Annotated in this window: 14 protein-coding genes; 2 read left to right on the top strand and 12 right to left on the bottom strand. The window is 44.0% G+C overall.

All coding sequences use genetic code 11. The features are described from left to right. Window positions 1-43 precede the first annotated feature (43 nt). From PHG87_02260 to PHG87_02205, 12 genes are all read right to left on the bottom strand, one after another. On the bottom strand, window positions 44-970 hold the full coding sequence (locus PHG87_02260; protein MDD5477020.1) for a 2-dehydropantoate 2-reductase: 927 nt from the start codon (window positions 968-970) through the stop codon (window positions 44-46). Between the two features lie 15 nt (window positions 971-985). After that, window positions 986-1,744 (bottom strand): DNA repair protein RecO, encoded by a 759-nt coding sequence (gene recO / locus PHG87_02255; GenBank protein ID MDD5477019.1) that lies wholly within the window; start codon window positions 1,742-1,744, stop codon window positions 986-988. Beyond that, window positions 1,731-2,144 carry an rRNA maturation RNase YbeY gene (ybeY, locus tag PHG87_02250; protein MDD5477018.1) on the bottom strand — a complete coding sequence of 138 codons (414 nt, stop codon included), beginning with the start codon at window positions 2,142-2,144 and terminating at the stop codon, window positions 1,731-1,733. Before ybeY ends, recO begins: the two co-directional genes overlap by 14 nt. Then, window positions 2,141-3,451: an HDIG domain-containing protein gene (locus PHG87_02245; protein MDD5477017.1), complete on the bottom strand. Its 1,311-nt coding sequence runs from the start codon at window positions 3,449-3,451 to the stop codon at window positions 2,141-2,143. Before PHG87_02245 ends, ybeY begins: the two co-directional genes overlap by 4 nt. Continuing rightward, window positions 3,432-4,382 carry a PhoH family protein gene (locus PHG87_02240; protein ID MDD5477016.1) on the bottom strand — a complete coding sequence of 317 codons (951 nt, stop codon included), beginning with the start codon at window positions 4,380-4,382 and terminating at the stop codon, window positions 3,432-3,434. Before PHG87_02240 ends, PHG87_02245 begins: the two co-directional genes overlap by 20 nt. 12 nt (window positions 4,383-4,394) lie before the next feature. Then, a complete protein-coding gene (locus PHG87_02235) occupies window positions 4,395-4,934 on the bottom strand; it encodes a LysM peptidoglycan-binding domain-containing protein (protein ID MDD5477015.1) in 540 nt (179 codons plus the stop codon). A gap of 45 nt (window positions 4,935-4,979) precedes the next feature. Further along, window positions 4,980-6,374, bottom strand: coding sequence for an aspartate--tRNA ligase (gene aspS / locus PHG87_02230; GenBank protein ID MDD5477014.1), 1,395 nt, complete (start codon window positions 6,372-6,374; stop codon window positions 4,980-4,982). Next, on the bottom strand, window positions 6,368-7,606 hold the full coding sequence (gene hisS, locus PHG87_02225; GenBank protein MDD5477013.1) for a histidine--tRNA ligase: 1,239 nt from the start codon (window positions 7,604-7,606) through the stop codon (window positions 6,368-6,370). The genes aspS and hisS overlap by 7 nt, the downstream gene beginning before the upstream one ends. Then, on the bottom strand, window positions 7,606-7,878 hold the full coding sequence (locus PHG87_02220) for an integration host factor subunit beta (protein ID MDD5477012.1): 273 nt from the start codon (window positions 7,876-7,878) through the stop codon (window positions 7,606-7,608). The genes hisS and PHG87_02220 overlap by 1 nt, the downstream gene beginning before the upstream one ends. 300 nt (window positions 7,879-8,178) lie before the next feature. Further along, on the bottom strand, window positions 8,179-11,631 hold the full coding sequence (locus PHG87_02215; GenBank protein ID MDD5477011.1) for a DNA polymerase III subunit alpha: 3,453 nt from the start codon (window positions 11,629-11,631) through the stop codon (window positions 8,179-8,181). A 26-nt stretch (window positions 11,632-11,657) separates the two neighbouring features. Continuing rightward, window positions 11,658-13,199 (bottom strand): glutamine-hydrolyzing GMP synthase, encoded by a 1,542-nt coding sequence (gene guaA / locus PHG87_02210; protein MDD5477010.1) that lies wholly within the window; start codon window positions 13,197-13,199, stop codon window positions 11,658-11,660. Then, complete coding sequence (locus PHG87_02205) at window positions 13,196-14,356, bottom strand: GuaB3 family IMP dehydrogenase-related protein (GenBank protein ID MDD5477009.1); 1,161 nt, start codon at window positions 14,354-14,356, stop codon at window positions 13,196-13,198. Before PHG87_02205 ends, guaA begins: the two co-directional genes overlap by 4 nt. Window positions 14,357-14,588: 232 nt before the next feature. Between PHG87_02205 and PHG87_02200 the strand changes: the two genes are divergently transcribed. Next, window positions 14,589-15,419, top strand: a complete 831-nt coding sequence (locus tag PHG87_02200; protein MDD5477008.1) for a tRNA (adenosine(37)-N6)-threonylcarbamoyltransferase complex ATPase subunit type 1 TsaE — start codon at window positions 14,589-14,591, stop codon at window positions 15,417-15,419. Next, on the top strand, window positions 15,416-15,886 hold the full coding sequence (locus tag PHG87_02195) for a hypothetical protein (protein MDD5477007.1): 471 nt from the start codon (window positions 15,416-15,418) through the stop codon (window positions 15,884-15,886). The genes PHG87_02200 and PHG87_02195 overlap by 4 nt, the downstream gene beginning before the upstream one ends. Window positions 15,887-15,888 lie beyond the last annotated feature (2 nt).

The raw sequence follows: 15,888 nt of genomic DNA, 5'->3' as shown, positions 1-15,888 counted from the left end.
ACTAAATACTTGCGGGTTTTTGAACTAAAAGCCATCTTAAGATCTATGCTGAATACTCGTAGCTTGATTCAATAGTCTTTATTAAATCCAGCAGGAGTTTATTGGTTGGCACGCTGATGCCCATCTCTTGCCCTAAACGCACGATTACTCCGTTAATAAAGTCAATCTCGGTACGTTTTTTTCTTAATACATCCTGGAGCATCGATGAAAGATTATCCGATGTGCCCTCGCAAACAGCTTCAACTTTTGCCAGGGGGTCATCAAAGATTAATTTTATGCGTTTTCTTTTAGCGATGCGCGCGGCTTCGGTGACCGCGTCTCTTAGGATTCTTTTTGTCCCTTCGTATTCAGGCAGCTTCCCATTGGGCAGCCGGGTAATTGCCGTGAGGGCATTAATGCCTACGTTAATAATTAATTTCGACCAGATCAGGCTTTTTATATCGCGGGACATTTTAGTTTCAAGGCCAACCTTATTAAATATTTCGCGGATTGCCCGCAGTTCAACCGGGGTTTTGCCGTCGATTGCCCCGATGATGGTCTCACCGCTTCCGGCGTGGCGGATTTTTCCGGTTTCAATCAGGGTTGCGCCTTGGCTGGTTATTCCGGCAATCACCCTTTGTTCTCCGGCTATTTCGGAAATAATTTCGACATTTCCAATCCCGTTTTGCAAGGTTAAGATTTTGGTATTTTGGCCAAGGATGGGCTTGATTTGTTCAACCGCGGATTTGGTATTGAATGCCTTTACGCAGATCAGCACTAAATCGGCCTTGCCGATATCTTCGGTATTGGCTGTAGTTTTTACTTTTGCCTGCCAGGATCCCGACACCCCTTCTAAAGAGATCCCGGACGCGTTTATTTTGGCGGCACTCTCTTTATTTTTATCCAGGAGCCAGAGTTCCTCTTTTGACTTGGTTAAAAAGGCGGCAAAAAGTGATCCCATTGCTCCTGAACCGACAACGACAATTTTCATATGCTTTATCCTTGTTTATCCTACGGCGACCTCTAATTTATTAATCAGTTTCTGCGATTTCAGTTCACGGCCAAGATGAAAGTTTAAGAATGAATTCAGGATTAAATCCAGCTCCTTTTTTATCTGCGGGTTCATTCCCAGGCTAAGGCTGCTGGTAAAGCTGTTTCTTTCGATATGTAAAACTGTGGCGATGGTTCCCCGGAAGATCGCACGGCTGCTAGGATCTTTTGGCATGCAGCGCGGGCAAAGCAGCCCGCCTAAAGAAAGGCTGAACTTGGATTGGCCCATTATTTTATCCATGCAGCAAACACAGGAGTCAAAATGCGGTTTAAACCCGGAAAGGCTCAGTATCTTTATTTTAAAAATAGTTGCGATTTTTTCCGGGTTATAGTTGGTTTCCAGTTCTTTAAGGCTGGCCAGGGCCAGATTAAAGATCTCCTCATTTTTGTCCTCAGGTTGCATTATGGAATTGATCAGTTCGACCATAAAGCCGGCGGTGGTTGTCCGGTCGATACTTTGCCGGGCACAGGTAAAGTTATCTAGTTTATCCGCCTGGCTTATCAAATGTAAGTTGGAATTAGTTTTTCTGTAGAAGATGATTTCATTCAAAGAAAATGGTTCTAAGTTTGAGGCAAATTTTTCCGGCTCAGTCCGGATCCCTTTGAGTATCCCGCTTATTTTTCCGAATTCTTTGGTATAAAAATCGGCAATTATCGAGGTTTCCCGTAAATCACGCTTGTTCAATACGATGCCCTGGGCTTTATCTATCGACATATTGGCTTTCTTTTTTGCGCATCAGCTTGGTCTGGGGTTGAGTGCGGTCGTTGTAACCTAATATATGCAATATGCCGTGGACTATGTAGAGCAGTAATTCATAATCAGGAGTGGTTTTAAAAACAGCGGCCTGTTCTATTGCGGTATCGGTAGAGATCATAATATCGGCTAAGATAATTTTTTTTCCATATCCTAAGTTAAAGGCCAAAACATCGGTTGCGCTGTTGGTTTTCAGGAATTTTGCGTTGAATTTTTTAATCAGCGAATTATTTACAAAACAAATATTTATCCAGCCCGATTCTTTTACCCGTTCTCCCTTAAGGACCTTATGGATTAAATTTTTTATTTTTTTCGGATGAACAGCTATTTTATTCTGCAGGTTTTTTATGGTTATTTTCATTTCTCTGGTTCTTGAGGGTAATTTAGCCGGCTGTGGTATATGCCGCTTAATATTTTAGTAAAAACGCTGGATATCTTCTCGATATCTTTTAAGGTCAATTCGCATTCATCAAGCTGGCCGTCAATAAATTTATTATTTATTATTTTATGCACCATCTCTTCGATTTTATCCGGAGCGGGGTCTTTCAGGGAGCGGGTGGCCGCCTCTACGGAGTCGGCTAATAGCACGATTGCCGTTTCTAAAGTTTCCGGTTTTGGGCCCGGATATCGGAATCCCTCTTCGGTTACCTCCTGGTCCTCTTCTTTGCCTTCCAGGGCCCGGCGGTAAAAATAATAAACCAGGCTGCTGCCGTGATGCTGTTGGATAAAATCCCGTAGTACAGGGGTTAATGAGTATTTTTTGGCAAGTTCCAGCCCTTCTTTGACATGGTTCATAATAATTAATTTACTCATGGTCGGAGAAAGAGTATCATGCGCGTTTTTTCTTATATCTTGGTTTTCGATAAAATATTCCGGTTTCTGCAATTTTCCTATATCGTGATAATATGCTCCGATTCTGGCCAACAAGCCGTTGGCCCCGATGGCGACGGAAGCGGTATCTGCAAGATTACCGACAACCAGGCTGTGGTGATAAGTACCGGGTGCTTCAAGGATCATGCGTTGTAAGAGCGGTTGGTTAAAATCAGCCAGTTCCAGCAAGCTGATGTTGGTTACTCTCTGCAGGAGATATTCAAATAGCGGAAGAACGCCCAAGGTAACCACTCCGCAAAGCAGGCCGTTAATTAAAATTATTAAATACCGCTGCGGTTGATTGATCCACAAGTGTTCAAGAAGGATTAAGCTGGCCAACTGCAGGATCCCGGCAATTGCCCCTGCCTGGATTACCTTTGTGCGTTTACGGGCTCCTTTTACCCAGAGTATTGCGCCTACGCATGAGGTCATTAAAACAAACCCCGCCTTAAATGGCTCCGGACTTAGGATTGCCAGGGATAGGCAGGTGCCTAATGATAAAAAGTAAGCTATCGCCAGATTATTGAATAAAAGAACCCCCAGCATCGGGATAATCGTGATCGGAATAAGGTAAATGGTTATTCCGTTTTTGAGCAGAGTATAGCCGATTGAGAAAGAAACCAGATAAAGTAAGCTTAAATTAGCCAGGGTCGCGCTTTTTATCTTAGAAAAATTTTCATAAAAACACAAATAAAGGATGATTAAAAGGAATGGTATTGCCGGATTCAGGCCGATGATGTAGTAGCTGAATAAAAATATAAAAATACCTATTCCTATTTTAGCGAATAGTTTTTTCATAAGCTTCGATTATCCTTTGCACCAGCGAGTGCCGGACAACATCGGCTCCGCTGAAGTAAATAAATTTTATACCTTGGATTTCTTTAAGTATATCTTGCGCCTGAAGCAGGCCGATAGGATTAGCCCCCGGCAAGTCGCTTTGAGTAATATCGCCGGTAATTACCGCTTTGGAATCAAAACCCAGGCGGGTCAAAAACATTTTCATTTGTTCGGCAGTGCAATTTTGAGCTTCATCAAGGATAATAAAGGCATCGTTTAAGGTCCTGCCGCGCATATAGGCAAGCGGGGCAACTTCAATAATCCCGGTTTCGATATATTTTTCAATGCGTTGGCCTTCCATCATATCGTATAAGGCGTCATAAAGCGGGCGTAAATAGGGTGAGATTTTGGCTTGCATATCTCCGGGAAGAAATCCCAGCGACTCCCCTGCTTCAATCGCCGGCCGGGTCAGGATAATCCGGCGTACCTGCTGTTTTTTTAACTCTTCCACCGCGCAGGCCATCGCCAGGTAAGTTTTCCCTGTTCCGGCCGGGCCAATGCCAAAAACAATATCATGTTCCTGGATTGCCTGGACGTATTCTCTTTGCCCGGTAGTTTTTGGCCCGATCTGTTTACCCGCGCAGGAACGCGTGATTCCGGTATCTAATTGCGCTATTGGCGATGATTTTTTGCCTTTTTTTAGATTGGCAATTAAATAATTTAAATCGCTCTGGCTGATCTCCGGGGTTTTCGAGCGGATCCCTGTAAGTAGATGTTCAATCAGCTGGTTTGCTTTCTTAATATTGCTGGCTGAGCCGCTTAATTTTAGGTGTTCGCCGCGCAGGATAAGCCTGACCTTAAATTCTTTTTCGATGATTTTAATATTGGTATCCTGGGTCCCAATCAGGCTCTGCGCTTCTGCCTGGGACTGCAGCTTAATTATTTTATCCATTTAATGACTGGCTTACTTGAGGTTTTCTTTTATTTCTGCCGTTTTTTCAGTTCCAGTTTTTGATGCGGGGGCAGAAGGGATATTTAAAGTTTGCCCGGGATAAAGTTTGTCCGGAGCGGATAAAACATTTTTATTGGCATTATAAATCTTCATCCATTTTTTGGTTGTGCCATAAAATTTTTTAGAAATTTTTTGTAAGGTATCGTTTTTGGCTACCGAGTATTTCTCAAAGCCCTGGGCCGGTTCGCTTAGCGTTTCCTGAAGACCGGCGGTCGATTCTTCGATATTAGTTCCTAGTGGGGTAGTTGCCGGGCAGCTGACATTAGATTTTTTAGTTTTTCCTAATTCTATCTCAAAGACTCTGACGGTGCGGGTAGTTGCTCTTTCTTTTGGTTCAGGGGCCTGGCCAGTAAGGTAACCGCGGTTTCCTGAGGCGGAAGATAAATCCTGGTCAACTCTATCGCGGGTTAAGTTGTAGGTCCTGGCCACGCATCCTGATAGTGCCATTGTCGATGCCAATACGCAAATTCCTGCTAATCTAAATCCGTCCATTTTACTTCCCTCCTTTCGCCCACAAGGGCGTACCCGCGCAATTCCTTATGAGCGCGGGGTGTTAATAATGGTTATACCCAGTTCTTTTAATTGCTTATCTGCAACATCCGAAGGCGCGTTAGTTAACGGGCAGAACGCGGCCGAGGTTTTAGGAAAAGTAATGACTTCACGTATACTTGATTCCGCACAAAGTATGGCTAAGAGCCTGTCTAGCCCAAAAGCGACCCCTCCATGGGGAGGCGCCCCGAATGTAAAAGCCTCCAGCAGGAAGCCGAAACGTTTAGCGGCCTCTTCCTTGTCTATACCGATAATCTTAAAGATTTTTTCTTGAAGCTCCGGACGGTGGATCCTTATTGATCCTGAACCCAGTTCCATACCGTTTAAAACCAAATCATATGAGCAGGATCTTACTTTATCCGGGGATTCTTTCAGGTTTGGAAGGTCTTGGGCGTTCGGTGCGGTAAAAGGATGATGTTCGCTTTCCCAGCGTTTTTCTTCGGCGTTGAATTTGAAAAGCGGAAAATCCACTATCCAGCAGAAAGCGAATTCTGTTTTTGTTTCAGGCCGTAAGTCAGGTTTATCCGATTTATATTTTTCCAGGGCATCTTTATAGCTTATTCGGGTAAATGGAGCGGGTAGATCTATGTTTTTTAATTCCTTGAAAATAATTTTCATTAATCCTTCAGTTAAAGAAAAGATATCTTCCTGGTTGATAAAGGACATTTCGATATCCAGCTGGGTAAATTCCGGCTGGCGGTCGGCGCGCAGGTCTTCATCGCGGAAACATTTGGCAATCTGATAGTACTTTTCAATTCCGGCAACCATCAGGATCTGTTTGAATAATTGCGGAGATTGAGGAAGGGCAAAAAATTGGCCGATGCTTAATCGTGAAGGGACCAGATAATCCCGGGCGCCTTCAGGGGTGGATTTGGTCAGTATCGGAGTTTCGCACTCGATGAAATCTTTGTTTCCTAAATAAGAGCGGATAACTTTATAGAGATTGCTTCGTAAGAGCAGGTTTTTAAAAACTTTACTTCTTCTTAAATCAAGGTAGCGGTATTTAAGGCGGATCTCTTCGGTTATTTCAATATCATCCTGGATTTCAAACGGCGGGGTATTGCTGGGATTCAATATTTCCAGCTCTTTAGCTAAAATTTCTACTTCTCCGGTTGCTAATTTTGGATTAATGGTTCCGGCCGGCCGCTTATTTACCAGGCCGCTTAATTTAATTACGAATTCACTCCTTAGTTCTTGCGCCAATTTATGAGCTTCCCCTGATTCTTTGGGGATAAAGACGGCCTGGGTGAGGCCGTAGCGGTCGCGGATATCAATAAAGATTAACTTGCCGTGGTCGCGCCGATTGGCAACCCAGCCGCAAAGCGTAACCAGTTTTCCAGTATCAGCGGCATTGAGCTGGGCGCAGGTATGAGTCCTTAACATTTTAATTCTCCGATCAACTTATCCAGCGAAATTTCTTTTTGGGTGCTTTCAGACATGTTTTTAACGGTGACAACATTCTTTTTTAATTCATCGTCTCCTAAAATCAAAACCAAATTTGCCCCCGCGTCATTGGCGGCGCGCATTGCTCCTTTTAATGATTTGTTCAGGTAATCCGTGTCGCAGGTAATTTCGGATTTGCGCAGCTGGTTTAGTAATTTTAGGCCGGCTAATTTGGCGGCTTTTCCGAGGGTGATCAAGTATACTAATTTTTTCTGCGATTTTTCGGCCAGGTTTTGCGATGCCAAAAGCAGCCTTTCAACGCCGAAAGCAAAACCTATCCCTCCCAGATCCGGGCCGCCTAACTGGTGGACTAAGTTATTATAACGGCCGCCTGCTCCAATAGCATCTTGGCTGCCTAAACCGGCATGGGTGATTTCAAATACCGTGCGGTTGTAGTAATCCAGTCCGCGCACCAAAAGCGGGTGGACCTGAAACGGTATATCCAGGTTATTTAATCCATTTTTTACTTCTTCAAAATGCGCCAGGCAATCCGGGCAAAGGTGCCCTTGATCCGGGCAGACGGTTCTAACGATTTTCTGGCAAGTTTCGTTTTTACAGTCCAATACCCTTAATACGTTATTTTTTAATCTCTGCTGGCAGTCGGCGCAAAGTTCTTTTGTTTTTTTCTGCAAACATTCTTTTAAACTTAAAGCTAAAGCCTCTTTATCTTTGGAACAACCCAGGCTGTTGGCCTTAATTTCATAACCGATGATGCCAAAAGCCTTAAGCATCTGGTCCGCTAAGGCGATTATCTCTACGTCAAGTGCGGCCTCCTGGGAGCCGATTGCTTCGCAGCCGACATGATGGAATTGGCGTAATCTTCCTTTTTGCGGCCGCTCCAGGCGGAACATCGGGCCGATATAATATAACTTTGTAAAACCGGCGGCCTTATCTAAATTATTTTCCAGATAGCTGCGCACGATTGAGGCGGTGCCTTCCGGACGCAGGGCGTAAGTCTCATCCTGGTTATGGATGAGAAACATCTGTTTTTGTACAATTTCGGCAGTTATGCCCAGGGTGCGGTTAAAAAGCGATGCTTCTTCGATTATGGGGGTGCGCATTTCCCGATAATTGTAAAGTGAGAATATCTTATGCGCTGTTTGTTCGATTCTTTGCCAGGAAGGCGTTTCTTCAGGCAGAATATCTTTAGTACCTGCTACTCTTTTGAACATTATTTTATTTTTTGTTTCATTTCCAAGCCAGCTTTGAAGATGACAACTTTTCTTGGCGGGACAGGGATAACCTGATTAGTGCGCGGATTTCTGCCAGTGCGGCTTTTTCTTTGTTTTACTTTAAAAACACCGAAATTACGTAATTCAATCTTTTCGCCCCTGACTAAAGCCTCAACGATACAATCGAAGGTCTTTTGCACTACTTCCTTGACGTCTATTTGTTTTAAATTGCTGTCGTCAGATACTTTTAAGACAATATCCTTTTTGGTCATTTTAAATCCTCCTAGCCCACAAGGGCGTACCCGCGCAACGCGGGTGTATTTGCTAAGTATAATAACAGCAAAACGTTACAGTGTCAAGAAAAATTAAGCACCTTTAAAGTTTGATCTAGCGAAATCCTTGCGCGAAGCGCAAGGAAACAAGCTTTCCGTCTTTTGCTTCGGCTTACGTCTCGCTCCGGCAGCGCAGTTTCCTTACGCGTAATAATATTGCCTGCGCTCAACGTAATTCCTCGCACACTTTTGCCGAAAATCTTCTAATTGTGCCTCTAGCAAAAGCCGGAAATCTTAATACTAGATTACAAGAGATAAACGCTCTTCCCCTAATAATTCATCTAGGTCCTGAATGAGTTTTTCATTAGGCGAAACATAGAGCCCTTCGCCGACAACTAACTGCACGCGGGAGCGCGCCTGCGCCTGTTTGCCGGTAAGCCCGCTGTCCAGGTGTAAATAAACAGGAATATTCCCGCGGTAATCGCTAAGCAGGGTTTTTAAGGATTCAAAGATATTTTCTTTTATCCCGGATAAATTAATATTCATCGCCGTGATTAACTTGTAAATCTCCTCAAACGGAAAAAGGTCTTCTACGATTATTTTAGGTGTCTCTTCTTTGAGGTCCAATATGCCGCGAATATGGACTATGGAATTCATCTGGATATAGCTGCTTATTCTGGCAAAAGCGCGCGGAAAGACCAGGATCTCCACTGCTCCCTCTAGGTCCTCCAGTTTTAATATTGCCATTTTCTCTTGCTTTGCCCGGGTAACCGTATGCTTGATTTTCACGATTAACCCGACCATTTTGACCGTATCTTGATCTTTATATTCATGAAGATTAGAGGTTGAGCAGGAAACAAAACGTTTAAGTTGCTTGGCATAACGGGCCAAAGGATGGCCGCTGACATAGAAGCCCAGCATATCTTTTTCAAAAGCAAGCAGCTGGGGTTCCGGCCACTCCTTCACAACGGGTAGATTATTTTCAGTTTTCTTAAACCCATTCTCTTTCTGGGCTTGGTCGAAGAATGAAAGCTGGCCGCTGGATTTTTCCTTCTGGCTTCTTTGTGCCCCTTCTAAAATTATATCCAGGCTGGCAAACATTCCGGCTCGGGATGCCCCGAAGCAATCCAGCGCCCCGCATTTGATCAGGCTTTCCAGGACTTTACGGTTGGCCAATCTTAAATCTACGTGTTGGCAGAGTTCATCTAAGGTTTTAAACTTCAGGCTTTCCCTGGCCTTGACGATCGATTCAGCAGCGCCTCGGCCCACATTTTTTATGGCGATTAGGCCAAAACGGATTGTCTGTTCATTCTCGACTTTAAAAAGCACTTCGCTCTCATTTATATCCGGTGGCTGCACTTTTAAACCCATGCGGGCTGATTCATTAACATATTCGACGATTTTATCCGTGTTATCACGTTCGGAGGTAAGCAGGGCAGTCATGAATTCCACCGGATAATTCGCTTTTAAATAAGCGGTGCGGTATGAAATTAAGGCATAAGCGGTTGAATGCGACTTATTAAATCCGTATCCGGAGAAATATTCAATCAGATCGAATATTTTACTGGCGGTGCTCTCTTTTATCCCGTTTTTAATGCAGCCGTTGATGAAATTTTTTCGCTCCTTCTCCATTACTTCCGGGATCTTTTTACCCATAGCTTTACGCAGAATATCCGCCTGGGCAAGAGAAAATCCTGCAAGGCTTGAGGCAATCTGCATAATCTGTTCCTGATAAACCATAATTCCGTAAGTTTCTTTGAGGATGGGCTCAAGTTTTGCGTGTTCGTATTTAATCGGAATTGTTCCGTGTTTACGTTTCATAAAGTCATCCAGCATTCCTGAGCCAATTGGCCCGGGCCGGTAAAGCGCAAGAAGGGCGATTAAATCCTCAAAGCGTTCAGGCATAAGTTTTTTAAGTAAATCGCGCATCCCTGAACTTTCTACCTGGAATATTCCAATAGTATGGCTTGAAGATAACAGCGCGTAAGTGTTTTGATCATCCAACGGTATTTTTTCAATATCAATTTGGATGCTCCGGGTTTGCTTGATGAGTTTTAGGGTTTCATCGATTACAGTAAGTGTTCTTAAACCCAGAAAATCAACTTTAAGTAAACCGATTTTTTCCAGGGTTCCCATGCTATAGCCGGTGGTAATCTGGTCATCCGCGGTTTTAAATATGGGCATGTAGTTATTTAACGGCTTGTCCGTGATAATTACGCCGGCGGCGTGTACCGAGGCATGGCGGTTTAATCCCTCTAAGGACAAAGCGATATTGATCAGTTTGGTTATTTGCGGGTCATTCTGGTAAAGGTTGTTTAATTCCGGTTCACTCTCCAGGGCTTTTTTAAGGGTTATGTCCAGTTCAGCCGGGATCATTTTAGCCAGCCGGTCAACATCCGCGTAAGCAACGCCCATGACCCGGCCGACGTCCCTGATTACGGCGCGAGCCTGCATTGTTCCAAAGGTAATAATCTGGGCGACATTATCCTGCCCGTATTTATTGGTAACATAATCGATGACCTCTTGCCGGCGTTCATAACAAAAGTCGATATCAATATCCGGCAGCCCCATACGCTGCGGATTAAGGAACCTTTCGAAAAGCAGCCCGTATTTTAACGGATCTAAATCGGTAATTCCCAAAAGAAAACTGACCAGGCTTCCGGCGGCTGAGCCTCTTCCCGGGCCCACCGGGATCCCCTGGCTTTTGGCATAGTGGATGAAATCCCAGACAATCAGGAAGTAGCTGATAAAACCCATATCCTGGATAATTTTTAATTCATGATCCAGTCGTTTTTGCACTTCGGGGTTATTTTTTAAATTTTTAGCAGTTAACCCTTTTTCGCAAAGCTCAAACAGGAACTTTTCCTTATCTTTTCCTTCCGGAGGCACGTATTTAGGCAGGTGCATTTTGCTAAAATCCAGTTCCAGATTACAGCGCCGGGCAATCTCAACGGTATTTTGTAAGGCCTGCGGGCAGTCCTTAAATAATTTTTTCATCTCTTCGGGGGAACGGAAATAAAATTCATCCGTTTGAAAACGCATATGCTTGGGATCGTCAAGGGTGGATTGTGTTTGGATGCAAAGTAATGCCTCATGAGCGGCGGCTTTATCCCTGGTGGGGTAATGTACGTCGTTAGTGGCGACCAAGGATATCCCCAGTTCCTTGGAAATTTTAAACATCCCTTCATTTACAACAAGTTGCTCGGCAATAGAATTGCTTTGGATCTCTAAGTAGAAGTTCCCTTTTCCCAGGATATTCTGATAAGTATCAGCTGCTTTGAGCGCGTCATTGAAACGTTTTTGCAATATAAGGGATGGGATCTCTCCTTTAAGGCAGGCACTTGATGCGATTAATCCTTTGGCGTGCGTAGCTAATACCTCTTTGTCGATGCGCGGACGGTAATAGAAACCTTCCAAGTAACCGATGGAGACCAGTTTCATTAAGTTGCGGTAGCCCTCTTCATCGCGGGCCAAGAGGATTAAATGATTCGCCACGTCTTCAATACCGCTTCCGCCTTTATCCAGCCGGCTTTGCGGAGCAACGTAAACTTCACAACCGATAATTGGCTTGATTCCTGTTTTTTGCGCTTCCAGGTAGAATTCGATTGCCCCGAACATACTGCCATGGTCGGTGATGGCCAGAGAATCCATTTTGAAACTTTTGGCGATGGACAGTATTTCAGGTATACGGCAGGCCCCGTCAAGCAGGCTGTATTGCGTGTGTAAATGCAGGTGAACGAATTCAGAAGACATAGGAAACTAGGGAGCGTTCCCTTTATTTATTCCCACTCGATGGTTGCAGGAGGTTTGGAACTGATATCGTAAACAACCCGGTTGATCCCCTTCACTTCGTTAATGATCCGATTGGAGATTTTTTCCATAACTTCATAAGGAAGTTTTACCCAGTCGGCGGTCATACCGTCAAAGCTGGAGACGCAGCGAAGTGCTGCGACATTTTCATATGTGCGTTCATCACCCATTATTCCCACGCTTTTTATCGGTAATAATACGGCAAAGGATTGCCAGATTTGTTCATATAGGCCGGCTTTTGAAATTTCTTCGATTACCCGTTTATCCGCTTCACGTAAAAGATTTAAGCGTTGGATATCTATCTCTCCGATGATCCTGACGGCCAGGCCCGGGCCGGGAAATGGCTGGCGCTGGATGATATTTTCAGGTAATCCCAACTGCCTTCCGATTTCGCGCGCTTCATCTTTGAATAATTCCCTTAAGGGCTCAATAAGTTTAAGCTTCATTTGCGCCGGAAGCCCTCCGACATTATGGTGGCTTTTGATCTTTCTGCTGGGGCCTCCGGTGGGTGAAACAGATTCAATAACATCCGGATAAAGGGTCCCCTGTCCTAAAAACTTTGCCCCTTTTGTCTTTTTTGCTTCTTCTTCGAATACTTTGATGAATTCATCACCGATTATTTTTCTTTTTTCTTCCGGGTCAGTTATTCCCTTCAGGCGCTCAAGGAATCTTTTGCTCCTGTCGACATAACTGAGATTGAGATGGTACATATCTTTAAAAACGCTTTTAACCTGTTCAGCTTCGCCTTTGCGCAGCAGGCCGTTATCGATAAAAATACAACGCAGGTTTTTACCGATCGCTTTATGGATTAATAGAGCGGCAACCGAAGAATCCACCCCTCCGCTTAGCCCCAGCACGACCTTATCACGACCGATAGTTTTTTTAATATGTTCGACGGATTCTTTAATAAATGACTGCATGTTCCATCTTCCCGAAGCACCGCAAATTTTGAATAAAAAGTTACTTAATATTTGATTGCCTTTTTCCGTGTGGGTCACTTCAGGGTGGAATTGTACCGCGTATATTTTTCTTTTTTGATTGGATATTGCGGCAATCGGCGTATTGGTAGTGTGGCTTGAGGTGTGAAAACCCGCCGGCATTTTCGTTACATAATCCCCGTGGCTGGCCCAGCAGGTAAAATTACCCGGCAGGTGGCTGAAAAGGTCGCGGTTGTCATCAATAAATAATTCTACTTTTCCATATTCGCGCTCACGGGTATGTTTTACTTTTCCTCCCAAGAGCTCGCAAATAACCTGCATTCCATAGCAGATGCCTAGAATAGGTACCCCAAGTTTAAAGATTCCCGGGTCAGGATAAGGAGATTTTTTATTCACTACCGAAGCCGGACCGCCGGAAAGGATTAAACCTTTGGGGTTTAGGGCGGCGATCTCTTTTGCCGGGGTATTGTAAGGAATAATTATTGAAAAAACTTTGTTTTCCCGTACCCGGCGGGCGATTAATTGCGTGTATTGTGAGCCGAAATCCAAGATTAAAATTGTTTGTCTGGTCATTTTCCCATTCCCACTCTTTGGCCTACTTGGAATATTTTCCCTTCGGTCTGGATTGAAGGAGCGATAATGATTTCTACGTCATGCATTTCTTTTAAGTTTGAGGCACCCAATGAACCCATGGAGGTTTTTAAAGCGCCTAAAAGGTTTTGTGAGCCATCATCTACTTTTGCGGGACCGAGTAAAATTTCTTTTAATGAGCCGGTTGTGCCGACTTGAATCCGGGTTCCGCGGGGCAGGTTAACATGTGAAGTGGCCATCCCCCAGTGAAATCCTCTGCCGGGAGCTTCTTGGGCGCGGGCAAAACTCGAACCGATCATCACCGCGTCGGCCCCGCAGGCAAATGCCTTGCAGATATCCCCTCCCCGGTTCATTCCGCCGTCAGTAATAATGGAGACGTATTTTCCCGTGCGTTTATAATGAAAATCGCGCGCGCCGGAAGCATCAACAGTAGCGGTGACCTGAGGAACTCCGATACCCAATACCCCGCGCGTTGTACAAGCCGCCCCCGGGCCCACGCCAATAAGTAAGCCGCTGGCTCCGGTTTGCATAAGCTCTAAAGTTGTCTCATAGGTTACGCAGTTTCCCAGGAGCACGGGGATTTTCATGGATTTACAGAATTTTATTAAATTCAGCGTTTTATATTGCGTAGAGACGTGTTTAATCGTAGTGACTGTGGATTGGATGATAAAGATGTCCGCTCCAGCGCTAACCGCTAATTTTGAGAATTTTTCGGCATTAGCCGGGATGCAGCTGACCACAGCCATAGCTTTGGCTTTTTTAATTTCGGCTACCCTTTTGGTAACCAGTTTCTCTTTTATGGGAGTAGTATAAACTACTTGGATTAATTCGGTAGCTTTTTGCGGTGTAGCTTTGGCAATTTCTTCCAGTACTTCATCCGGATTTTCGTAACGGGTTTGGATCCCATCGAGGTTTAAGACCGCGATTCCGCCTAAGCGGGACATTTCAATTGCAAACTTAACGTTGACCACTCCATCCATAGCCGCCGCCAGGATGGGTATTTTAAACTTTTTCCCGTTAAATTCAAAGCTCGTATCGACTTCATTAGGATTTACAGTTTGCGCTCCGGGAACCAGGGCAACCTCATCAAAGCCATAGCACCTTCTTGCGCGCCTGTTTATACCGATCCACTCCGCCATCTTAAATTCTCCTTATTATAGTATTAACCCGTTGTTTTGTAATAAGTTATGAATATTTCGCCCGCTTTGGGAAAACTAATGAAAGGATTATAAATTTTATAATAATACTGTCAATTTGTCAATAAATATTTTAAAAACGAGAAACCAGGAACGTTTCTATTTTTTTTCTATTTTTTTTGAAAAAAAATAGAAACGTTCCCTGATTCTGTGTTATAATAATGGCGGGTGAAAAATGTACTGTAAATACTATGGATTAAAAGAAAGGCCATTTAATGTTACCAGCGATCCGGCTTTCTTTTTTTCCAGTAAAAAACATAAAGAAGCTATCTCTCACTTGCTCTACGGAGTCTCCCAGAGAAAAGGAATTATCGTCTTAACCGGAGAAATCGGCACAGGTAAAACAACGATCTGCCGTTTTTTCCTGAATCAGGTCGGTAAAAACGTTAAAACCGCTTTCATTCTAAATCCCACCTTTTCTGAAGTCCAACTGTTAGAATCGATCATCAGGGATTTCGGAATAAACACTAAGGATAAAACTAAATTAGGCATGGTGCTGGAGCTAAATAACTTCCTGCTTAGAGAATCCGCCGCCGGCAATAACCTGGTATTAATCGTTGATGAAGCTCAGAACCTGAAGCCCGGTTTGCTCGAACAGATACGCCTGCTATCAAATCTAGAAACCGAAAAAGATAAACTATTGCAGGTGATTTTAGTGGGGCAGCCGGAATTAAACCAACGCCTTAATCTCTACGATTTAAGGCAATTGCGCCAAAGAATCATGGTCAGATACCATATTGGGCCGCTAGATAACGCTGAGATAAGCAGTTATATTAACTGGCGCCTTGAGATTGCCGGCGCAGACAATAGGCCGCAAATTGAATTTAGCGCTGAAGCTGTGGATATGATCAGCCGTTTTTCCGGGGGCACCCCCCGATTAATTAATATGATCTGTGATCGCGCGCTTTTAGCCGGATTTGTCAGCGAAACCAGCCAGATAGATTTTAATATTATCAAAAAATGTGTTGAAGAATTGGATAGCTACTCGGTAGCCCAAAATATATGAGCATTATTAATGAAGCATTAAAGAAAACCGAGCAGTACATCCAGCAAAATGAAGCGAAAAAGAATTCATTTCTGGATAAAAAATCCGGTCCCAGGCCATTCTTGCTCTATATCTTAATTCTACTCTTAGGAATTTCCTTGAGCAGCTTTATTTTTAGCCTGTTGGGAGATAAAATAAAAACCGCGCAGGCGCCAAATAAAACTGCAATCGCCCTCCAGCAACCCGTTGTTTTGGCTCCCCTGCCCGAAGAACCTGCCTTAGCTAAAAAAGAAGAAAAGAATATCCCGGAAGCTGCTTTTGTTTTAAACGGAATTTTCTTTTCCGATAACGACGGCTACGCTTTAATCAACAACCAAATTGTCCGGGAGAATGATTCGGTAGACGGGGCCAAAGTAATGAAGATTGCTGCAAATACCGTAGAACTTAACAACCAAGAAAAGCTTATTACCCTTTCCACCCGCAGATAAAC

It is taken from the genome of Candidatus Omnitrophota bacterium (assembly GCA_028716245.1).
Taxonomy (GTDB): Bacteria; Omnitrophota; Gorgyraeia; order Gygaellales; family Profunditerraquicolaceae; genus UBA6249.
This window is presented reverse-complemented; position numbering and strand designations above follow the sequence as displayed.